Origin of the sequence: Paenibacillus sp. 2TAB23 (genome assembly GCF_052115165.1) — a bacterium.
Classification (GTDB): Bacteria; Bacillota; Bacilli; order Paenibacillales; family Paenibacillaceae; genus Pristimantibacillus.
The window spans coordinates 1-23,278 of sequence record NZ_JBFRGD010000020.1; the positions used below are offsets into that span (position 1 = coordinate 1).

Genomic DNA, 23,278 nt, shown 5'->3' on the forward strand with positions numbered 1-23,278 from the left:
TTGAGCTTTCGTTAGTCTAGACTTCATAATAACGCCTCCTAAGGTGAGTTCTGAGGGCTGCAACCCAGTACATACTCATCCTAGCGGGGCGTTTGTTTTTCTGCAAATTGAATCTACTAAGACCTACAGGAATGTTAACTGGCAGATTAGTGCAACAAGAGTTGCTTAACCTCCACCTTTTATCTGGCCCTTATAAAAAATAAACAACTGATACTTGAATACAGGACAGTTTGTTTATTTAGTTCTACCAAAGTAGAAAAGGAGAGAAGAATTATGGAGATAACACCAGTAGTATTAATAGGAGATAGAGTAAAGATACAACCTATGGAGGATTATCACGTACAGGAATTATTTGATGCGGGAAACCATCCAGATGTCTGGGCATACATGCCAATGAAGGTTCAATCGATTGAAGATATGAAGTACCTTGTGAATGGAGCACTTCTAGCGAGAGAGCAAGGAAGCGAATTTCCTTTTGTTATCTTCGATAAGGATTCGGGGAAAATTGTGGGAAGCACTCGTTTTCTTAATATATCCATACCAAACCGTAACTTGGAAATTGGTTGGACATGGCTGTCGCCAACTGTTTGGCGAACTAGAATAAATACGGAATGTAAGTATCTTCTTTTGAAACACTGCTTTGAGACACTTGGAACGATTCGTGTTCAATTGAAAACAGATAGTCGAAATGTGCGGTCTCAGCAGGCAATGGAACGGCTGGGTGCGGTAAAAGAAGGCGTGCTTCGGAATCATGTAGTTATGCCTGACGGTTATCTAAGAGACTCTGTTTTTTACAGTATAATCGACCAAGAATGGGTGCTTGTGAAGGACAAATTGGAGAGTATGCTACGATAATCCAGTATTAGTTGAACCGAACAAAGGACTAGCTTTTCATTTATGGAGATTGGACGGTAAATAGTAAAAATGAAGAGGATAAATACTTTAGAAACAAAACCTGTAAGTCGCTCTGATTTTGAATCAATCGAGGAGGGGCAGAAAAACACAAAATTTGCTGATCTGATCATAGATGGAAAATCACTATATAAAATGCTGATAAAGTACAATATGGTTCCTTCTCTAGGCTGGATGAGTAATGAATGGCAAAGAGAAGTGATTGATTATTTTTTACTTAGAAAACCACATGAAACAATATGGTACAGGTATCCCCTCATGGTATGCTCGTGGTGTGGTGATGAAGGATGTGGATTCTGGGGAATATTTCCTGATTGTTCCTCTATAACCGCATGCCTAGCCCACCACCTCAAACGGCAGCAACTGCGTTGCTTCCTGAGATGGTCATGATCCAAGGTGGCGAATTCCTACGAATGAGTGAATATATGTGAGATAAACCCTTAAAACCGAGGGACTGGGAACGTTAGTTAAACGCACCATGGAGTAGTTGCAGTCTGCAACTGCTCCATTTTTACATTACGATAACGGGCAGAAGAATTTACAATGATTTAGAGGCTGTTTCTTTTCATAACCATTTTGATACAATAAAGTGACAAGGAAGGTGGGGATTCAAATTAGTGCTTCTGAAATTCAACTCACTTATGATAAATTGTGGAGTCAAGCCCTTCAATCGATTCAGACTAACTCAGTGAGGATCGATTCCAATCTTTTGAGTAAGACTGTTGATTTAAGAAGAGGCTTATCGTTGATTTGCCGTCCGTCACGCGACGTGCAGGATGCGGTAATGAATTTTTTGAATGAAGCTAACCAGATTGTGTCTAACCAGTATTACTATAAACCTAACGAGCTCCACACGACTGTGCTAACGATCATTACAAATAATGCCGAGTTTAAGCTAAGTGAAATTGACATTGCTTCTTATGTTGAGGTTCTTGCCCAGTCAATTGTATCAATTCCTTCGTTCAAAATCAGTTATCGCGGAATAACTGCATCGCCTGATTGCTTAATGATTCAAGGATTTCCTCAGGGATCAAATTTGGAAGAATTACGACAAAAAATCAGAGAAAATTTTAAGAAATATGATGTTAAGAGCACCTTGGACGAACGATATAAAACACACACGGCTCATATGACATGTCTCCGTTTTCAAAATCCTATCATGAAGAATTCTGATGAATTCCTTCGATTTCTAAAGAAAAATAGAGATTTTAACTTTGGAACAAGTGAACTCATCGACTTGGAGTTTGTAGTAAATGATTGGTACATGAGTGAAGAGAATGTTGAAGTATTACATCGATATCCCCTCAATACTCATTGAGTGGTTCTTTGAAATAACGGTGAACGATAATTAGATCAGATCAGGGAGTAGATTGCCGTGGCAGCTGCTCCCTATTTCATTGAGGTTACTGGCAACATAATGGAATAATTTGCAGATATCGATGCATAGAAAGGAATAATTAATGAAGTATTCCTTTAGGAAACATGTTGGTTATTGAATTATATAGAGAAAGGTGCAAGTAAATGAGTGAATTTACATACGGCAATATTATTCGAACATTAGTTAAACCAAAGCAACGATCTTATACTTTACCAACTTGGAGGATCATGGCTGGGTTTTTAAATCTTCCATAAAGAAGAAGTCATTTCGAATCTTCAGGTGTTTTACGAGTTAATGGATCGTGAGGTCGAATAACTAATGGAGGAATATGAGGAAGTGGAGTCCTAAGTTTTAGATGGAGATATGAAATCCGCAAATAATTCGAGAATACCGGCTAAATCAATAGTTTCATTACGTTAATAGGGAGGATAGTGAAATAAGGAGTTAGAGAAAATAGAAAAATCATAGCAGGTACAGTTTGAAACATAAATAGATTATTTCCGTCTGATGGAATAGGGGGGGATGAAGATGAGGATAACAAAGTTGTCTTTATGTTTTGCTGTATTCTGTGTCATGTTAGCGACTGCTTGTTCGAATACCAAGCCCACAAAAGATATGGGGGAACTGTATAGCTTAGCTTTAGATGCATATATGCCAATTGATAAAGGCCTAAATGGTGATATGAAATATATTGCAATTGACATGAGTAACTTTAAAGACCTTGATGAAACCGATAAAGATCAAATTCTAAAGCATTTTGATAAATACAATGTTGAAGTAATGGAAGCAACTTATGAGCAACTAACAGCCAAAGGGTTACACGACCCCCAGTCAATGGTTCTTAATGGTGTTTTGTTACGAGTCGAAATGACTGAGATTTCAAATAAGCAAATGGTTGTTGAAGGCTCTAAGTACAGAGCTGGTGACGGAGCAATTGGAACAAAAGTGATGGTCAAATACAAAAATGGCAAATGGCAAGTGACACAAGCAGACGGTACTTGGCAAAGTTAATTAATGAACTAACTGGCAGTGGGCGCCTAGCCATAGCTAGACACAACAACTTACTGATGCAAGTTCAGTCGGGATAGGGACCAAGCCGCCCCGTAGCTAGCAGGCAGACGTCGATGAAATCCGGTGGTTGAAGCCCTGTGAAAAGTCGCGCTCTGCGCGGTGAAGCAAATCAGCAGGATAATCGCGGATAGGTAGATTCGATTGTCGAATACGATATTGCGGGACAGCGGTTACCCCACTATTAATTCGGCTGATCCGCTTAGAAATCTCGTTACAGCAGGCTCTCGGCTATTCTCCCATCCGACACAGCTGCTTCATAACTTGTTCTGTGGATATACTTTCGAAGGATAATAGACTTGATGCCTAACTCCTGCATAAGGCGCAGAACCTTCTTATGGTTAACGATAAGTTTATGCTGATGGTATAACTTATCTCGTATGCGACGGTACCCGAGAATCTTATCTCATTCTTCATAGTTCCTTAACACTTCTCGTCTTCTTTAGCTAATCAATGACGTCGTATTTGTCCTGCAACCCTCCCGATACAAGATATGCACCCCCTATCATTTCATCGGTTTACCCAGGGGGTTTATCCAATGTCTATTATAGGGGGTGCACTTCAGTGATACTTACGGAGATATTTCATGCTCCACAGAATTTCCATTTTTATACATCCTTCGATATTGGGCAGGCGTCATTCCATATACCTTTTTGAAGATGGAATAAAACGTGTTAAGCGACGAAAATCCGAAGTTATGGATGATCTGCTCGATCGGCGAGTCGGAGGCAAGCAACTCCTGACAAATGTAGTTTAGGCGCTTCGCTGATATCATATCGGTAATTGACTGGTTTGTCTCTGCTTTATACAAACTGCGGAAATAGTTCACGGATAGATCCAGATGGTCGGCCAGCATTTTGGCGGACAAGTTCGGATCGGTTAATTGTTCTTCAATAAACTGATCCGCCTGCTCGATGAGGGCTGCGTTTCTGGACTGACTGCGGGCAGCCGTAATATCTTCAAGTGTCTTGGTTACCAGCGCTTCCATCCATGGCACCACGTTTTCCATCGTTTCCTGCTGTATAATCTGATACTCGAAGGAAGTCAGCCCCCATGAACTGGGCAGAGGCTGGCTGGAGTGCTCCTGCATCAGACGGCGTATGTCCATAAACAAGGTAATCAACGACATTTTGCATTCAAAATAGGGGAGTATCCGCAGCTTGACTACAGCTGAGCGTATAATCTCCAGAACCGTATCCGCATTACCCTTGGGAATAGCCTGAGCAATCTGCCTCTCTTTGTCCACAGGCAGATGATACAGTTCTCCGGGCACGTCAGCTAGCCATGCTTTCACGAAGAGCGATCCGAGGCCCAATCGGAAACGTTCCTGCGTCAGTTCATAAGTCTCCATATATACTTCATGCATGTCGGTCAGGCTCGGCAGCGTCCTGCCCCAAGCGACGGTCGTGCCGATTGACAAGTACTGCTCTATTAACTGTTGGGTTACCTGCAGCTTCTTCGTAAATTCTTCGGACAATGGAGCCGATAAAATAACCGCCACGTGATCGTTCCCCATGTCTACCGTTTGCAGCTCGTACTTAGTTGATTGCAGCGACTCTTCGATGATATTGGATATTGCAAATCGGAGCAGAAGCCGGTCTTTCTCCGTGTAGGTTTTCGAGAATTGCGAGAAGTGATCGATTCGGAAGATGGCCACCGATAGATGATCTTCAGGTAGATTAATTCCCCATTCTTGAAATTGAGAACATATTTCCTCTACCGAATGGTAAATATCCCCCAGAAAATCCCGTAAAAACCGTTCTCTGCCCAAAATTTTATTATGCCGCCATTGTTCGGTCAGTTCATGAATCTGATTGCGTTGGGATGTAAACACATTGGATAAGTAGTCAAGTTCGTTTGCGTTATATCCTTCGCCGGGTTTTTCAGCTTGATGCTGCCGCATTATTCTGCTAATCAGTTCTTGAATAGGCGAGTACACCCGTTTGGAAATCAGAACGATGGCGATTAAAGATGCTACGAACAGGATGAGGAACAGGATCATGCTTGTGTTGCGGAGAACCGTAATTTTCCCCAATATAACAGGCATCGGAATTGTTTCGATAAAGGTCCAATCCTGAATTCCTTTGATGGAGGAGTCTGCATATACCATCAGTTGCTCTCCCTGATTTCGAGGCTGAAAGATCTTCCATCCGCTTTCTCCCTTACTACTGTGGCTCCTGAACTCTGCAATTTGTTCTTGATTCAAAGGCGTGCTGCTAAAAACCGTCTCATCCCTATCATTCAGAACCGTAATCAACCGTTTGGCATAATTCGAATTGTTTTGAAGCAGGGTCATTAAATTATGAGTATCCACATTCAGAACGAGAGCGGAGATGGAACTGCCCTTTTCGTAAAATCTTACGATAGTAATCACATCTTTGGGTTTATTGCCGATAAGAGGAATGGACAAGGTTCTTGGTATGAGAACACTGTGGTCCGCTGTAACCGGATCCCGTAACCGCTTAATGATGTCCTGATCGTAAAAAGCTTCCGCATCATTCAATCCAAGCCTGGAATCTATTACGGTATTTGTATAATCGTTAATTAGGTATACCGAATCAATGGATGGATTGGCGTTCTTAATATCCATAAGCCGGCTCCATACCTCGAAGGTTTCAAAATCGCTATATTGATCCGAAAGGGCATACACCTTGAGGGTGCTGTCATCGCTGGAGGAGAAGCTGAATTCCAAAGCCCATTCCATCAGTCGCGATGTGTTGCGGGCGCCGTTCACTAGCAAGGATTCAGAATGATCGCCGATCTCTTCCAGAAGCGTTTTGGAAGACTGCCAATAGAGCAGCACAAAAGATATACCCAGCACCAGAATGTTTGCGCTGACAAAATAAAAAATAAGCTTCATATAGGTAGGATGCCGCTTCAACGGTGCGAGGAGTGGAAGTCTGAATTTCATTGCAATAGAGCCCCCGTAATCAGAATTACCGATTTCATAAAATGGTGGATTAAGTATAGCATAACGTTCATTTCCGTAAGCAGAATCGTTTCTTTTCGATATAGTGTTGTTTTTAGGAAGTTCGTAAATCTGCGTTTGCAGGAAAAATCGGAGTTTGCTGGAATTGCCGCTGCGGCGCGGGCTTGGTAAGGTTACGGCATAGAACGGGACGATGATGTGACTATAGTCTCGATGAAAGGAGGAAAACAAAACGATGCCATACAACTTGAAAGGAGGGAAACAAAACGATGCCATACCAACTTAATGCAAGGCGTGGGTCCAAACTGAAGCATATTATTCAAAATCCTTTTCTCTATGCTATGGCCGTACCGGGACTGCTGTTCTTTCTCGTATTCAGTTATTTCCCCATATACGGGATTATGATCGCTTTTAAAGATTACAATTATGCAAAAGGAATTACGGGAAGCGATTGGGTCGGTTTTAGAAATTTCAATTACTTTTTTACTTCGGATGATTTCTGGGTCATTCTGCGCAACACGCTGACGTTAAACGTGCTGTTCATCGTGTTTACTACGGCGGCTGCGGTATTAATTGCGCTGATGTTCAATGAAATTCGCAACGTCTATTTCAAACGAATCTCGCAATCTTTCATTTTTCTTCCTTATTTTATGTCTTGGATTGTGGTAGGCATGATTGTCCAATCCTTATTCGGCGGGGAAGAGCCAATGATCAATGCCTGGCTGCAAAATATCGGCTTGGAACCGGTCAACTGGATGTTTGAGTCGAAGCTGTGGCCTTACATTCTGACGGTGATCCGCGTGTGGCAAGGAGCCGGCTATCTTTCTATTATTTTTCTGGCCGCGATTACCGGCATACCGGAGGATTTGTATGAGGCTGCCCGGATTGACGGGGCATCCAAGCTGCAGATTGTGCTGCGCATTACATTGCCGTTGCTCGTCCCAACCATAATGATCATGACTTTGCTGGCTGTAGGTAAAATTTTCAACGGGGACTTTGCCATGATTTATGCCATCATCGGTGATAATTCCTTGCTCTATCCGACTACCGATGTCATCGACACCTTTGTATTCCGCTCCATGAGACAGTTGCACGACTTTGGTATGTCTTCGGCAGTTGGCCTGTTCCAATCGGTTATGGGTCTAGTCTTCGTCATTGCCGCCAACTGGATAACCCGAAGGGTGTCTAAAGAATCCGCTTTATTTTAGGAGAATAACGATGAGACAGAAACAAAGCGCTGCAGATCGTACTTTTACGGTATTTGCCTATACGTTCATTTTATTGTTCACCTTATTTTGTTTGTTTCCTTTTCTGCTGATGATGATCGGATCGATTACGGACGAAGGAGAACTGATTGCGCACGGGTATACTTTATTTCCGCAAAAATTATCGCTGGACGCTTATAAAGCGGTTTTGCAGTCGGATGTGTTGTTCAACGGCTATGCGGTCACGATTTTTATAACCGCCGTAGGCGCATTAAGCGCGTTGTGCATTTCCGCTATGCTCGGTTATTCTCTGGCCAACAAGCGGAATGTCTTGCGATCGCCTTTTCTGATTTTTGTCTATTTACCTATGCTCTTTTCCGGAGGCATCATTCCGTTCTACATTGTGGTCAGTCAGTGGCTGCATTTGCAGAATACCGTATGGGTACTCATTTTAACAATGTTATGCCAACCGTTCCTCGTCTTTTTGCTGGTTAGTTTCTTCCGTACGATTCCCGAAGAATTAGAGGAGGCCGCAAAAATGGACGGAGCGAATGAAATGAGAATTTTCTTCCAAATCATGATCCCGATTTCGAAGCCGATTCTAGCCTCCGTCGGTCTCTTTTATGCACTAAACTATTGGAATGACTGGTTTATGGGATTGATGTTCGTTGACAATGAGAAGTTGTTCCCGCTGCAGTTGATTCTGCGTCGGATGGTATCCAATATGGAAGCCGCTAAAAATCTCATTCCTTCTGCAGTAGCCATTTCCGTAACACCGCCAACCTATGGCGTGCGAATGGCGACAACTGTACTGACTATTGGCCCGATTGTCTTGCTGTATCCCATGCTTCAGAAGTATTTCGTCAAAGGTCTAACAGTAGGCGCCGTTAAAGGGTAAGTGAGGATTATCGGTATTAACCGGATTCTCCGGTCAATCAAAAACGTTTTCTCAAATTATAAGGGGGTTAACAGAATGAGTTTTAAAAAATGGTTTGGTGCGACGACGTCATTGGTATTGGCTTCTTCACTAATGTTGGCGGGCTGCGCAGGCAATTCGGAGAATGGCGGCAAGGAAGAGAATTCGCCATCGAATTCAAATAGCGCTACATCCGCTCCGAAGGAAACGGTGACATTGAAAGCTTACTTCCCAGGAGATAAACCTGCGGGCTTTGATGATGTGCTGCAGGCGGTCAACGACAAATTGAAAGCGGACAACGTCGGAGCGGCCTTGAATATCAATTTCTTGCCGTGGTCGGATTATGGGAACGCTCTATCCGTGAAGATGTCTGCCGGGGAAGAATTCGATATGTATCTGGATGCACCATGGTTATCGATGAATCAGATGATTGCCAGCAATTCTTTGAAGGAACTGGATGCCATGGTGGCCGAGCGTCCGGAACTCAAAGCATCTATTCCGAGTGAGATGTGGGAGTATAACAAATTCGATGGAAAAATTATGGGCATTCCGCTCGGTACCACACAGGGACAGCTCTATGGCATGCTTATTCGCAAAGATTTGCGCGAGAAATATGGGCTTCCTGAGTTGAAAACGCTCGACGATTTAGAGAAATTTTTGTATGCGGTCAAGGAAAACGAGAAGGATGTCAAACCTTTCGTCATTAACGGCATCAAAGCCGATAAGCTTCCGTTTATCCTGAGCGATTCTGCTAACCAGGCGCTCGATGAAGTGCTCGAAATCGGTGTCAACATGTTCGCCTATTCAACCAAGGACAAGAAAGTGGTCGGTCAATGGGCAAGCCCGATGATTGCCGATGCTTATGAACGCGTCACCAAATACTACAAGGACGGCATACTTTCCAAAAATATCGCGCAGGAGCAAAATGCAGAAACGCTGTTCAAGCAAGGCAAATATGCGGCTACCTATTATTCGACTGATGGTGTGGAAGGATTGAAATATTCGGAAATGCTGCAAGACGGCAGCGACAAACTTGAGGTGTTCGTACCGAACGGTGATCAGGCCAAGCCGTATACCGCTTTCCAGCAATGGAATTTCCTTTGCTTCCCGACTTCATCCAAGAACGCCGATTTGGCTTTGGACGTCGCTAATTGGCTGTCGATTAAGGAAAACCACGATTTGATGGAATACGGTATTCAAGGCAAGGACTGGGAACCTGTCGGTGAATCGAGCTATAAGATTCTGTCGAGCTATACTTTCCCAGGCTATGTACTGACTTGGCGGCCAACATTGACCCGCACGGCGGACACGATGATGGCAGACGACAAGAAGTGGTTCGACTTCTCTACCAACCCGGCTAATTTCACACTTAGTCCAACTTCGGGCTTCAACTTCAACGCGGAGAAGGTGAAGACGGAATATGCGAAGATTACGCCGCTTCACGATTCGATCTTCTTGCCGCTCAGCCAAGGCGTGCTGCCTGCCGATCAAGGCAAGACGATGCTGGAGGAGAAAATGGCGAGCCTCGGCGGACAAAAAGTAATCGATGAAATTCAAGCGCAAATCGACGCCGTCATATCCGGTAAATAACAGCACTTAAATACGGAAGGAGGTATCTCACATGAACATAAAACGCAGCTCGCAAAATCCTATTATCCGTGTCGAGGATGTTGTGCCTTCCCGCCCCGACTTTCGAGTGCTGGGTGTGTTTAATGCAGGCGTTGCGCAGTTGCGGGATGAAACTATCCTTTTACTGCGTATTTCGGAAGCGCCGGTATCGGACAAGGCGGACGAGGTGCTTGTCCCCCTGCTGAACGAAGCGGGTACCGATGTATCTGTAGAATGCTACGACAAGACCGATCCGAGCTATGATTTCTCCGACTCCCGCTTTATCGCAAAGGACGGACGCACGGTCATGCTCACATCTTTATCCCATCTCAGGGTGGCGCGAAGCAAGGACGGCGTTCATTTCGACATCGAACCGCAGCCGGCCTTGTTTCCGGAGAATGCTCTTGAAGCTTGGGGAATTGAGGATCCGCGCGTGACTCAATTGGGGGACATCTATTATATCACTTACAGCGCCGCGTCCGCGTACGGCGTTGGCGTCGGCTTGGCGGAAACCCGAGATTTTCGAACATTCAAGCGTCGCGGGCTTATGTTAGCTCCTGAAAATAAGGACGTCATGCTATTCCCGGAAAAAATAAACGGCAAATACTACGCCTTGCACCGTCCGGTGCCGAAATCATTCGGCTCTCCCGAAATGTGGATCGCCGAATCACCTGATCTCGACCATTGGGGGAACCACCGCTTTTTGATGGGGCTAAGCGAGCAAGGCTGGGATTCCGCTCGTATGGGCGGCGGCGCGGTTCCGATTCGAACCGAACGCGGCTGGCTTGTGTTGTATCACGGAGCGGACAGCACACATCGCTATTGTATGGGCGCGGCGCTGCTCGACTTGGAGAATCCGGCCAAGGTTATCGCGAGATCTCGTATCCCCGTATTGGAGCCAGAAGCTGCATATGAGGTGAATGGATTTTTCGGCAAGGTCGTATTTTCGTGTGGAGCCCTGTTGTTGGAACAAACAGTCCGCATGTATTACGGTGCAGCGGACGAAGTGATGGCCGTAGTGGACATACCGTTGGAGGATATATTTAATACGCTTTCTTAAAAGGTTGGAGGCAGTGCGAACTGCCTCCTTCAATTTCCTGATCTGAAAGCGTTGTCAATTATTTTCAGTTTAGAAGAGCAAAGGAGTGCATGTGTATGACTGACAAAATGAAAAGGCTTGCAAGGAGGTGGACATGTCTTGTTATTGTCTGTTCAATGATATCGTCCATTTGGTTCTACTCGCCCGCATCGGCGAGTTCTCCCGAGGTGACGAACGATGCTCAAGAAATCGCCGAAATGAGATTGATGAAAGAACGGATAGTAGCCTTCTACATCTCAAGAGATATTATAAACGACGGAACGAACGGTCGGGTAGAATGGACCTTCAATTCACAGGCTGGCACTTACTTATTGAGTCAAAACGCTAATGGGAGCTGGGGGGATGTCGATTACGCGAATACAAGCTCCAGCGCCAATGGAAGAGCGTGGTCGCCATACCTTGCATTAGATCGGATGCAATCGATGGCTCAGGCGTTCGCTGACCCGAGTAGTCCATACTATCGTAGCGAAACCATGATAGCGGGTATTCAAAAAGCGCTGGACTACTGGTTTACGGTAAAGCCGACTTCAACCAACTGGTGGGAGACCGGAATCGGCAAACAACTAAGATTGGAGAAAATCGCGATTTTGTGCGAGGGCTATTTAACTGAAACGCAATTCGCCAATATTATCGCCACGTTAGACAGCGAGCCGAACACGGTCGATGGCGCCAACTCGTCCTGGTACAATCAAAATTATATGTTCCGCGGCTTATTGCTGGAAGATGCCCAGATCGTTCGCAAGGCAGTGAATGCGTTTAATGTGCTGTCGAACGTGACGACGACCGTGACGGGAATCCAGTCGGACATGTCTTTCTTCATGCATGGCAAAACGAATTATACGACGGGCTATGGAAGAAGCTTTGCCAGAGATATGTCCTTTTGGGCATACGTTACCTCGGGCACCCTTTTTTCTTACAGCAAGGTTGCGATCGATTCGTTATCATCCTACTTGTTGGACGGCACCAGGTATCTCGTGAGGGGCGATGTTGCCGATCTGGGCATGGGGATGAATGGACCCGATTGGCCGGATTATGAAAGCGCGGCATTAACCTTCTATGAAGATCCGTTGCAGTGGATGCTAGCGGCCAACCCAGCGAGGGCGGCGGAGTTTGCGAGTTTCCTTAACAATATTCGCCAAGTTGGCACAAGCACGAGCAACGGACAGGACGCCAACAATATGACGCAATGGCAGACGCTGGTATCCTCCCATATGCGCAATGACTATGGAATTACGGTCAAAATGTCTTCGAGCACGGTCAAAGGCGGCGAATGGAGAACGATTCATCCCAGCGGATATAATCTGTTGTACTGGACGCCGCAAGGAGCCACTGCCATTCAGAGAACAGGCGATGAATACAGACCCATCTACCCGCTGATGGATTGGGCTCACGTTCCAGGTACGACGGCCCCGTACGCGCTCACGAAAGACGGGAATTTCAACAACCCCAAAACATTCGTAGGCGGCGTGACCGATGAGCGTTATGGCGCCACCGCGTTCGATTTCAACAAGCTGAGCACAAGCGGTAAGAAAGGCTATTTCTTCTTTGATGATGAAATGGTGGCGCTTGGCGCGGGAATCACTTCGACGAATGCGGCTTCCATACACACGACATTAAATCAAAGCCAAGCGGTTGGAGAAGTTCTCGTAGACGGCAATCCGCTCGCGGACGGACCGATGCAAACGAACGGTCGATGGGCCTATAACGATAATATCGGCTACGTATTCCCGAATCCAACGGATTTTAAAGTGCAAAGGGAGACGAAGACCGGGAAATGGAGCGACGTCATCACGGGAAGCTCTACGGCGCCGATAACCCAATCGATTTTTTCGGTTTGGCTCGACCATGGCGTGAAACCAACAAACGCTTCCTACCAATACATCGTATTGCCGAACAAAACCTCCGAGGAGGTCGGCAGCTACGCGAGCGACAATCCGATCCATATTCTTTCGAATACACCATCGGTTCAGGCTGTTCGGCATAATACGCTGGGAATTGCGGAAATGCTCTTCTATAAAGCCGGAACGGTGACGGTGAGAGACGGTTTGACCGTCAAAGTAGATCAACCCGCAATGGTTATCGTTGACGAATCCGTATCTCCTGTCCGTATTTCGGTGTCCAATCCCGAAACGCCAGGGATTATCGTGAACGTGACGTTGAATCGCAATGGGGAAACATCCACGACAAGCTACAAGCTTGGCAAAGATACGTTCACAGGCCGAAGCATTACTTTGAACGAGAACGTCTCCATCGACGATAGAGAGTTCGATCTCGCTTACGATAAAGGAGCGGCCGCTTCATCCAGCAAGAATAACCATGCTTCCTCGAATGCAACAGATATTTATAGAACTTCGTATTGGAGTTCGAATCATTCGGACAATGAGTGGATAAACGTTGATTTGCAAGATCAATATGTGATCAATAGAGTTAGGCTGAATTGGGAGAATGCGTACGGAAAAAGTTATAAAATTCAAGTATCGGACGATGCTGTCGTCTGGAAGGACGTTTACTCGACGACGACAGGTGACGGAGGAATCGACCACATCTCCTTCCATTCGGTCAGTGCCAGGTACGTTCGGATGCAGGGTGTTCAGCAGGGTACCGAGAACGGTTACTCGCTTTACGAGTTTAAAGTGTATGAAGCTTTATCGCCCAATCTTGCGGAAGGCAAGCCAATCGTGGCAAGCTCGTTCAAAGCCGCGGACGTGGCGCCCGGTAATGCTGTCGATGGCATCGTGAATACCCGTTGGGGATCTAACTACTCCGATTCGCAGTGGGCCTACGTCGATCTGGGCTCTAGCCAAACCATTCAGAAGGTCGTTCTGCGCTGGGAATCGTACGGCAAGGAGTTCCAGATTCGGGTTTCCGAGGACGCGACGAATTGGACTACGGTTTACAGCACCGCGAACGGAGCGGGCGGAACCGAGAATATCTCCTTCGAACCGGTGAAGGCAAGATACGTTCAAATGGATGGCATCAAGAGAGGGACCGCATACGGTTACTCGCTTTGGGAATTCGAAGTGTATGAATCTCTATCGCCTAACCTTGCGGAAGGCGTGCCGGCAGTGGCAAGCTCGGTCAGAGCCTCGGACGTGGCTCCCGGTAATGCTGTCGATAGCATATTGAGCACCCGCTGGGGATCTAACTATTCCGACTCGGAGTGGATCTACGTCGATCTCGGCTATAGCAAACCCATCCAGAAGGTCGATCTCCATTGGGAAAGCGCGTACGGCAAGGAGTACCAAATCCAGGTTTCCGACGACGCGACGAATTGGACTACGGTATACAGTACTACAACCGGAGCAGGCGGTATTGATAAAATCTCCTTCGAACCGGTGAAGGCAAGATACGTTAAGATGAATGGCACAAAAAGAGCGACCACATACGGCTACTCGCTCTGGGAGTTTAAAGTGTACGGTATCGAACAGGCACAAAAGGTTCCCGCTCGGATCGAGCTTCTAGCAACGCCGTCTATCGTGACGGTTGGCGGCGAAGTAACAGTTGCGGGAGCCGTCTACGACAGCGGCGATATTCCGTTATCCGGCGTAGAGGTCGAGATCGCGGCTTCGTGGGACAGCACCGAAACTGCTAAGGAAGTAACGGACGAGAATGGCCAATTCAGCACAGTCTTTACGGCGCCGTCTACTGCCGGAGACGTGACGTTCGCGGTCGTTCTGCCAGCAAGCCCGTCCTTGACGGATACGATTACTGTGTCCGTGAGCCCAGTTGCACAGGTGCCCGCTCGAATCGAACTGCAAGCGACGCCGTCTTCTGTGAAGTTCGGTGAACACGTGACCGTTACAGGAGCCGTTTATGATAGCGATAATCTTCCGGTATCCGGTATGGAGGTCGAGATCACGGCAGCATCGGGCAGCATCCAAGACGCCAGTGCGGTAACGGATGTGAACGGTCGATTCAGCACGCTCTTTACGGCGCCGTCCGCTGCCGGAGAAGTGATGATTACGGCAGCTTTGACGTCGAATCCGTCCGTTAGAGAGACAACTGCCGTTTATGTAAACGAGACCGTGCAAGTGCCCGCTCGGATTGAATTCCGTGAGGCGCCGCCTTCCGTAACGTTCGGAGGCAGCATGTCCGTTGCGGGAGTTGTCTACGATAGCGACGATCTTCCGGTTCCCGGCGTGGAGGTCGAAATTGCGGCTTCGTCAGGCAGCATCGAAACCGCTAATGTCGTAACGAATGCGAACGGTGAGTTCAACACGGTTTTTACGGCACCGTCCGCTGCCGGAGAAGTGACAATTACAGCTGTTTTGACCGCGAATCCGATCGTGGAAGATACGATTACCGTTTCCATAATTAAGGCTGTACAAGTGCCCGTTCTAATCGAAATCCAGGCTACGCCGTCTTCTGTGATGGTCGGAAACGACGTGTCCATTGCGGGAATTGTCTACGACGGCGACAATCTTTCGGTCTCCGGCGCAGAGGTCGAAGTCTCGTCTTCACGGGGCAGCATCGAAACGGCTAAAGCAGTAACGGACGAAAACGGTCGATTCAGCACCATCTTTACGGCGCCGTCCGCTGCCGGAGAAGTGACGATTACAGCTGTCTTGACCGCGAATCCGACTGTTACGGGAAGAATAAACGTATCCGTACAAGCGCGTTCAAACGGAGGCGACGGAGGCAATTCGGGAGGAGATACTCCCGTGACCCCGCCGGTAGATCCCGATAATCCGAACGTGCCGGTACCCGGCCATACCTTCGCGGATATTGACGGTCATTGGGCCGAAGCAAATATCTTGGAAGCTGAAAAGAAAGGAATGATTACAGGTTATACGGACGGTTCGTTCCGGCCTGATCGTACGGTGACGCGCGCTGAATTCGCGGTGATGCTGGCAAAAGCATTGAAGCTTCAGAATGAAGAAGCAGTTCTGTCCTTCAAAGACGCGGACCGAATCGGGAAGTGGGCTCAGGTATCCGTTGCGCAAGCTGTAAGCTTAGGTCTTATCCAGGGCGACAAGAACGGCAACTTCCGTCCGGATGCGGCAGTTACGAGATCAGAAATGGCCGTCATGCTGGCGAGAGCATTAAACCTAGCATCTGAAACCGATTCCGCCGGATTCGCTGATGATCGCGACATTCCAGACTGGGCCGTCGGGGCGGCAGCCGAGATGAAAAAGTTAGGGATTATGCAAGGGAAGGGCGGCAACGGCTTCTTCCCGAATAATGTCGCGACGAGGGCGGAAACGGTCACGGTTCTGCTCCGGATGCTTGCAACCAAGGATGAAGAATAAAAGGCAAAACAAATTCGGACGGGAGAACCCGCACGAAGGAAATTGAAGCAATAAGGAGGAGGACGGAGAGATCGGTACGGTGATATAAGAAAATGGATCGGAAGAGTCCATGCCGACCTCGTTTCCAACCTTCGTATGGTTACTCTGCTCTACCTTAAGAATGGTTCGCATTGATATTATAAAAAATTATTCTTTGTTAAGTTAACGGGAAACGATTATTTAATAAAAACACGGAAGCAGCCGACCACAATGATCGGCTGCTTCATTACGCTAAACGTGCAGGTTAGCATTATCATTTCGCGAATATCATAAGTATGGAGAATTGAAGAAATTCGCAAAAAAGACGTTATCTGAAACCCTGCGGACGGAGGAACAACGATGGATCCCAATAACATTCGAATGAGAGAGTTTATTTATTCTCTTATCGATATTAAACCCAACATAACTATTCTGGATTTAGGGTGCGGTCAGGGATATGATTTATCCCGCATTTCTGAGCTTGTTGATGATGGAAGCAGACTTTTCGGTATTGATTCTATTGAGAGTTCCATTATTAAAGCCAAAAAAAATTATGAACAAGATTCAAGAATCAATTTCATAACTCACAATTTTGCTCAGAATATTCCGTGTAATGACGATAGTTATGATCTTGTCATTTCAAATAATATGTTGGAATGCATTAAGGATAAACAACATTTTCTCAGAGAAGTACATCGAGTACTTAAGCCAGAAGGACAAGTGGTTTTTGCGCATTTTGATTGGGATTCACAATTGATAGACGGAGACAATAAAACACTAATAAGAACAATCACACAGACTTTTAATGACTGGAAGCAAGATTGGATGGATGATATCGATTCATGGATGGGTAGAAGATTATGGAGAACATTCCAAGAATCAAGATTATTTACTGGCAAGATTGAAACATATGTACTAACGAATACAAAGTTTGAAGAACCATATTATGGACATATGATGATTCGAGATTTTGAATCGTTAGTAAGAAGAGATATGCTAAGAGCAGAGGATTATAAAGGATTTTTGGACAACATTGAATTATTAAATAAGAGCGATCAATTCTTTTATAGCATAACGATGTATATTTATGTCGGAACGAAATCATAGAAGTCAGGTACTTATGATAACACCCTATTCACTCTTTGGATCCATTCTCCCTCGGTTCACCCGATGCATTTCGGATTAAACTGACTGGGAACTTTAGTTCAACAAACAGGCTGCCGATAATCTCGGCAGCCTGTTTGTGGTAAGGGCAATTAGCTGAAATGAATCCCGATCTGTATAATTCGGACTATGATCTTGTCTGGTACCCATCGCGGAGAAATATACCTAATGTCGCCGAGCAATGTCATCCATTTGGAGAAGTTCAACGTGTACCAATCACTGTAAAGTGTCAGAATTATTGAGAGTTTCGAGATAAGCGAAAGAGCTGGCGCTGTAGGGGCAATCATTGAATAAATTGCATCAAGGTTTGGTTAAAGTTATCGCGTTCGTCGAGGAAAGGAACATGGCCGCTATATTGAAACGGGACCAAGTACGAATTGCGGATGAGCTTATTGGTTTCCTGGGCATTGGGGAACGGAACGACTTTGTCATGGACGCCGTTAATAATCAGTGTCGGCACGTTTATTTTCCCAAGGTCGTTTCGCACGTTCTCGTCTCTTAACGTAACCATGACGGCCGCAGTCGACCAGCCCGCTGCTTGCAATCCGATTTGAAAGAACCAATTCGAGAAAGGCTCGGTAATATATTTGAAAAAAAAGGAATCTGTTAATCCTGCAAGCATCTGAGGCCGGTCGGACAACGTTCCTGCAATGAACCTATTAGCATCTTGCTGCGGTACGGAACCCGGAGACTGGGCGTCGATTAGAACAAGCTTGGATACCCCGAAGCTTTGATGTCTTGCCAGGTATCGGATCGCTAGCGCTCCGCCTGCTGAATGCCCCGCCAGCGTTATATTTTGTAATTTCAACGTCTCGATTACGACGCGGATATCATCCGATAATCTATCTAAGCTGTACCCGGTGAAAGGCTTATCCGAGTTCCCGAACCCTCGCCAATCCATGCCGATGCACCGGACGCCCAGAGATGGAAGAATATCGAATTGGTATTCAAACTGTTTATGGCTTAAAGGCCAGCCGTGAATAAACAAGATCGTCTTGTTTCCCGTCGGATTTAAATCCTGTACGAATACCCGTACTCCGGGTTCTACTGTGATAAAGTATTCCACGATGTTCCTCCTAGCTTGAAATGAAACACCTCAGAATTATATTGGAACGATCGTAACTTTATACCTAATTATTCAACTGGACTAGCGATAACATACTCATCCGCCGCATTCAAGTAATCGACACCTGCAGTAGACGAGCCTATTACTCATTTTTGAGGAATAGTAAGAGCTCAATATGTACTTTAAATTGAAATACGAGGAGAGAACACTATGGATTTGGAAAAGATTAAAACAACATTGTCATGTCCTGATTGCCCGGGAAGCGAGATCAAGATCGGTTATAGCGGCCTCGAAGGCGGCATATATTCGCGGACACCGATGAAAAGACCGGAGCGTACGGAATATCGGAACCTTAGCGACCGGATTCTTTTCCTTTGCGGCCAATGCGGTTGGATACTGCGTGAATATGCCGAAAACACGAGTAGATTATAGCAGAGCTTGAGCTGAGAAATAAAATAATGAGGAGCTTCTTGCTTGCAGCTCCTACGGTGGCCTGCTCATTTTTATTAATCTATCGGGCAGGATACTCCTAAATGATGTGGAATATTTTTTATAACCTATCAATCCATTTGGACAGATCTATCATTCGATTTAGCGGGAGTGTATGTGTTTGGAAAATAATCGAAACTGGGCAGGCAACTATAAGTATAGCGCTTCGGAGCTCCATGTTCCGGAAACCGTTGAACAAATACAGGAATTAGTAGCTCGTAGCAGTAAAATAAAGGCGCTTGGCACTCGTCATTCGTTCAATGGAATCGCTGATTGTACCGAGAGCCTCCTCTCTCTTCACAAGCTTAACCGAGTCATTGAATTAGACCAAAAACGAAATAAGGTTACGGTTGAGGCCGGTATTAGATTCGGAGAACTGTGTGATTATTTGCACGGATGCGGCTATGCTTTGCACAACTTGGCGTCATTGCCGCACATTACCATTGCTGGTGCGTGCTCAACGGCGACACATGGTTCTGGTGACCGGAACGGCAATCTTGCTACAGCGGTTCATTCCATGGAAGTTGTCAAAGCGGATGGGGAGAGGATCGTTTTCTCGCGTGATCAACAAGATGGGCTCTTCGCCGGAGCGGTTGTAGGGCTTGGGGGACTGGGGGTTATCACACAAATCACTCTAGATGTCATTCCCACATTTCAGATGAGTCAGTATGTTTTTGAAAATTTGCCTTTAGCGCAGCTTCATGATCAGTTTGACGATATTTTCTCTAGTGCTTACAGTGTTAGTCTGTTCACGGATTGGAAGACAAACGCTTTCAATCAAGTCTGGTTAAAGCGCAAAATATCAGATTATGACTCTGCCGGGGAGGAATCCGATTTTTTTGGAGCCATGCACGCAAGTGAGCATCGTCATCCAGTGCCAGGACACTCAGCGGAGAATACTAGCGAGCAGCTTGGCATCCCCGGCCCATGGCATGAACGGCTGCCGCACTTCCGCATGGATTTCACGCCAAGCGCCGGTGAGGAACTACAAAGCGAATATTTCGTGCCGCGGCACTATGCCTATCAAGCGCTTTGTGCGATTGACCGAATACGGGACTCTATATCGCCACACCTTTATGTGTCCGAGATTCGTACGATTGCGGAAGACGATCTGTGGATGAGCCCTTGTTACATGCAGGACTCGGTGGCTATTCACTTTACGTGGAAAGCGGATTGGAATGCAGTTGGAAAAATATTGCCACTAATTGAGGAACAGCTTGCGCCTTTCCGTGCCCGTCCACATTGGGGAAAGTTGTTTGCCATGCCGCCCGTCCATATACAATCATTATATGAGAAATTGCCCGACTTTCAGCAGTTGCTCCTTCAATGCGACCCCCAAGGAAAGTTTTGCAATAGCTTCTTGAAAACATATATTAAGGATAGCTATTCATCGTCACCAAATCAGCGATAGCAGCTGAAATACCAACAAAGCCTCATCCTTTTTACGCATACAGCGCGGAGAACCGCATCAGACAGATATAAGTAGCACTGCGATAAAAGACGATGATAACTACAAAATAAAAGGCAGCCGATTCGTGAACTGCACCCCATTTGTTAGTCATGTCTAACAAATGGGGTGCAGTTCATTCGATATGGCTGCCTTTTCCTCGCTAAAGGACAGGCTAAAGCAATGACAGCGCAACTTGGATACTGGGGCAGTGAGCGATTGTATGAAATAATCCAACCGGTTCACCCACAGCTTGAACGTGCTGCATCGGACGAACAGCATCTGAGTGATAACGTAGAATGTGCTTACAAAATACCGAGGCGCTTCAAGGCTTCCAACGTGACCGTCTTGGCGGCCGTCCCGCTGCTGTCCACGTTAGCGGCGAACACCCAGTCTGTCTTCCCGTTTTCTACATAACCCACATACCAGCCGAGGCCCATGTCTGACAGCCTCGTGCCCGTCTTGCCATGCACGGTGTAGTTGTCCTGGTCGTTATCAATCATGATGCGCTTGACGGTCTTCATAGTCTGTTCCTGGAAGGGCAGCGTCTCCTCCACCAGGTCTTCCATGAAGCCGACCTGCTCTTCCGCCGAGATCTTCAGCGTGCTGTCCAGCCAAAAGGCATCGATGCTCCCGCTAATATCCATATTGCCGTAACGAATACGATCCACGAAGCTCTTCATCCGATCGGCCCCGATGTCCCGGGCCATCGCCTGGTAATACCAGATTGCGGATGCACGCATTGCCGAACCAAGCGCATGGTCGCGATTCCACTCATCGAACGGCCGGACGACGCCGTCCCACCGCTTCACGTCATATTCGTCCCGCACCGCTCCTACCTCGAGACCGATGAGCGCGTTCGGAATCTTGAACGACGATTCCGGCGTGAACCGCTGCTGGCTGCGTTTGGAATTGCAGACGTAGACGCGGTCTGTCTTCAGGTTTTTGACGATCAGGGTACCCTGCACGTCATGAAACAGCTCGTTGCAAGGGAGCTTAGTCTCTTTGGGGACAGCATTTACGGGAAGTACGGAAATTCCAGATGCACTGGCAAACAGCAGGGCGGTGAGCGCCAGGACGACTCTTTTTTTCTTTCTCCAGGTAATCAATTTGCATTCCTCCTAGGTCTTCTTCATAATGGCAAAACAGTAAGGCTCGTGTCGACAACATTGAGAATATAGGAATGTGYGACTAGGCAATATCGGCGTTTACGGTGATTGTACCCGTACAGTTGGCTGGAAGGAGTGAAAGGGAAGATGCTGTATGAAGCGATTGTGGAACAGCTCCTGCAGGACATTAAGGAAGGGAAGCTGAAGCCGGGGGAAAAGCTGCCGTCGATCCGGGAAGCGGCGGAAGCATTCGGTTGCAGCCGAAATACGGTGATTCGGGCATATGGGGAGCTCGAGAAGAGGCACCGGATCTATTCGGTGCCCCAGAGCGGCTATTACATCGTGCACCGCAGCCCCGGTGGGGAGGATACGAGAGGTGCAATGGAGGTGCCAGACGTCATTGATTTCCAGTGGGCAGGCCCGGACCGGAGCGCTATGCCATACCGTGACTTCCAGCACTGCATGAATGAGGCCATCGAGCGCTACCGCGAGGATATGTTTACGTATTCGGAGGGGCAGGGCCTCGCCTCGCTGCGGTTCCAGCTGGCCCGGCATTTGCGGGATTTGCAGGTGTTCACGGCCCCGGACCGTATCTATGTGGTGACTGGCTCTCAGCAGGCTCTGCATTTGCTGGTGGGGCTGCCTTTCCCGAACGGCAAGAGGAGCATCGTCGTAGAGCAGCCGGTACATCCCGGCATGGTCGAATCGCTGCGGGGATATGGGGGCAACGTACACGGCATTTCATACGAGGAAGGCGGCATGGATTTGGGGCGGTTGGAGGCGCTGTTCCGGGATGGGGAGGTTAAGTTCTTCTACACCGTCTCGCGGTTCCACAACCCAACCGGGTACAGCCATACGAACGAAGCCCGCAAGCGCATGGTAGAGCTAGCGAAGCGCTATGACGTGTACATTGTTGAGGATGATTACATGGGTGACCTGGATGGCGATCCGAGGAATGACCCCATGTTCGCTTATGATTCGTCCGGGCGGGTCATCTATGTAAAAAGCTTCTCGAAAGTCATGCTTCCCGGCCTGCGCCTAGGGCTGGCAGTGCTGCCGGTCAAACTGCGGGAAGAGTTCCTGCGGGCGAAGGCTGCGGCAGACGTACATTCGCCCCTGTTGACGCAGGGAGCACTCGAGGTATACCTAGAGAGCGGCATGTTCGCCGCCCACATCGGCCATATGCGGGAGATATATCGCCGCAAAGCGGTGGTGCTGCAGGAAGCATACCGTAAGCATCTACCGCCGGGAACTGCTTACACCAACTCCTTATCCGGATTCTATACCATGATTAGGCTGCCAGCCCCACTCCGGGCGCAGGTAGCGGCCGAACATCTGCTGCAGCGCGGAGTGCTGGTTGATCCGGCCCAGCGCATGTACTTGCCAGAGTTCAAGCAGGAGGATGTTCTCCGGTTGAGCGTCTCACAGGTGGAGGAAGGGCTCATCGAGCCCGGCATCCGGGCTATCGGTGACGGAATTCGGGAGCTGCTCCGGCAGCGCACGGGAGTAAGGTTTGTGGAACGGGGGTAGCTTGCGTACATGATAAGCTAAGCTCAAAAGGGTTTATTTTGCCGAATCTAGCCCTTACTTAAGGCTCCATTTCCTTATTCCCTTCTCCTGT

General features: G+C 47.2%; 16 protein-coding genes. 12 read left to right on the top strand and 4 right to left on the bottom strand.

Annotated features, from left to right (window positions below):
• Window positions 1-273 precede the first annotated feature (273 nt).
• The 3 genes from AB4Z29_RS23875 to AB4Z29_RS23885 all read left to right on the top strand — a co-directional run bounded on the left by AB4Z29_RS23875 (window position 274) and on the right by AB4Z29_RS23885 (window position 3,301).
• On the top strand, window positions 274-855 hold the full coding sequence (locus AB4Z29_RS23875; RefSeq protein ID WP_441945489.1) for a GNAT family N-acetyltransferase: 582 nt from the start codon (window positions 274-276) through the stop codon (window positions 853-855).
• Between the two features lie 658 nt (window positions 856-1,513).
• Window positions 1,514-2,230, top strand: a complete 717-nt coding sequence (locus AB4Z29_RS23880; protein ID WP_441945490.1) for a hypothetical protein — start codon at window positions 1,514-1,516, stop codon at window positions 2,228-2,230.
• Window positions 2,231-2,818: 588 nt separating this feature from the next.
• Window positions 2,819-3,301, top strand: a complete 483-nt coding sequence (locus tag AB4Z29_RS23885) for a peptide ABC transporter substrate-binding protein (protein WP_441945491.1) — start codon at window positions 2,819-2,821, stop codon at window positions 3,299-3,301.
• Between the two features lie 271 nt (window positions 3,302-3,572).
• Here the strand turns inward: AB4Z29_RS23885 and AB4Z29_RS23890 are convergent, their stop codons facing one another.
• Together AB4Z29_RS23890 and AB4Z29_RS23895 are read right to left on the bottom strand one after the other, a co-directional pair.
• Window positions 3,573-3,758 (bottom strand): transposase, encoded by a 186-nt coding sequence (locus AB4Z29_RS23890; protein WP_441945615.1) that lies wholly within the window; start codon window positions 3,756-3,758, stop codon window positions 3,573-3,575.
• Between the two features lie 171 nt (window positions 3,759-3,929).
• Window positions 3,930-6,269 (bottom strand): helix-turn-helix domain-containing protein, encoded by a 2,340-nt coding sequence (locus tag AB4Z29_RS23895; protein ID WP_441945492.1) that lies wholly within the window; start codon window positions 6,267-6,269, stop codon window positions 3,930-3,932.
• 287 nt (window positions 6,270-6,556) lie between these two features.
• Here AB4Z29_RS23895 and AB4Z29_RS23900 point away from each other — a divergent pair, with 287 nt between their 5' ends.
• The 6 genes from AB4Z29_RS23900 to AB4Z29_RS23925 all read left to right on the top strand — a co-directional run bounded on the left by AB4Z29_RS23900 (window position 6,557) and on the right by AB4Z29_RS23925 (window position 17,489).
• A complete protein-coding gene (locus AB4Z29_RS23900) occupies window positions 6,557-7,495 on the top strand; it encodes an ABC transporter permease (protein WP_441945493.1) in 939 nt (312 codons plus the stop codon).
• A 10-nt stretch (window positions 7,496-7,505) separates the two neighbouring features.
• Window positions 7,506-8,390: a carbohydrate ABC transporter permease gene (locus AB4Z29_RS23905; protein ID WP_441945494.1), complete on the top strand. Its 885-nt coding sequence runs from the start codon at window positions 7,506-7,508 to the stop codon at window positions 8,388-8,390.
• A gap of 75 nt (window positions 8,391-8,465) precedes the next feature.
• Window positions 8,466-9,998, top strand: coding sequence for a DUF3502 domain-containing protein (locus AB4Z29_RS23910; protein WP_441945495.1), 1,533 nt, complete (start codon window positions 8,466-8,468; stop codon window positions 9,996-9,998).
• A 31-nt stretch (window positions 9,999-10,029) separates the two neighbouring features.
• Window positions 10,030-11,076 carry a glycoside hydrolase family 130 protein gene (locus AB4Z29_RS23915; RefSeq protein WP_441945496.1) on the top strand — a complete coding sequence of 349 codons (1,047 nt, stop codon included), beginning with the start codon at window positions 10,030-10,032 and terminating at the stop codon, window positions 11,074-11,076.
• A gap of 95 nt (window positions 11,077-11,171) precedes the next feature.
• Complete coding sequence (locus AB4Z29_RS23920; protein ID WP_441945497.1) at window positions 11,172-16,364, top strand: discoidin domain-containing protein; 5,193 nt, start codon at window positions 11,172-11,174, stop codon at window positions 16,362-16,364.
• Window positions 16,365-16,742: 378 nt separating this feature from the next.
• Window positions 16,743-17,489, top strand: a complete 747-nt coding sequence (locus AB4Z29_RS23925; RefSeq protein WP_441945498.1) for a methyltransferase domain-containing protein — start codon at window positions 16,743-16,745, stop codon at window positions 17,487-17,489.
• Window positions 17,490-17,829: 340 nt separating this feature from the next.
• Here AB4Z29_RS23925 and AB4Z29_RS23930 read toward each other — a convergent pair whose 3' ends face one another.
• Window positions 17,830-18,612: an alpha/beta fold hydrolase gene (locus AB4Z29_RS23930; protein ID WP_441945499.1), complete on the bottom strand. Its 783-nt coding sequence runs from the start codon at window positions 18,610-18,612 to the stop codon at window positions 17,830-17,832.
• 210 nt (window positions 18,613-18,822) lie between these two features.
• Here AB4Z29_RS23930 and AB4Z29_RS23935 point away from each other — a divergent pair, with 210 nt between their 5' ends.
• Both AB4Z29_RS23935 and AB4Z29_RS23940 read left to right on the top strand, forming a co-directional pair.
• Window positions 18,823-19,044: a hypothetical protein gene (locus tag AB4Z29_RS23935; RefSeq protein WP_441945500.1), complete on the top strand. Its 222-nt coding sequence runs from the start codon at window positions 18,823-18,825 to the stop codon at window positions 19,042-19,044.
• Between the two features lie 178 nt (window positions 19,045-19,222).
• Complete coding sequence (locus AB4Z29_RS23940) at window positions 19,223-20,512, top strand: FAD-binding protein (RefSeq protein WP_441945501.1); 1,290 nt, start codon at window positions 19,223-19,225, stop codon at window positions 20,510-20,512.
• Window positions 20,513-20,853: 341 nt separating this feature from the next.
• Here AB4Z29_RS23940 and blaOXA read toward each other — a convergent pair whose 3' ends face one another.
• Entirely contained in the window at window positions 20,854-21,654 is an 801-nt protein-coding gene (gene blaOXA, locus AB4Z29_RS23945; RefSeq protein WP_441945616.1) for a class D beta-lactamase, read from the bottom strand.
• Between the two features lie 111 nt (window positions 21,655-21,765).
• Between blaOXA and AB4Z29_RS23950 the strand changes: the two genes are divergently transcribed.
• Entirely contained in the window at window positions 21,766-23,187 is a 1,422-nt protein-coding gene (locus tag AB4Z29_RS23950; protein ID WP_441945502.1) for an aminotransferase-like domain-containing protein, read from the top strand.
• Window positions 23,188-23,278: the final 91 nt, after the last annotated feature.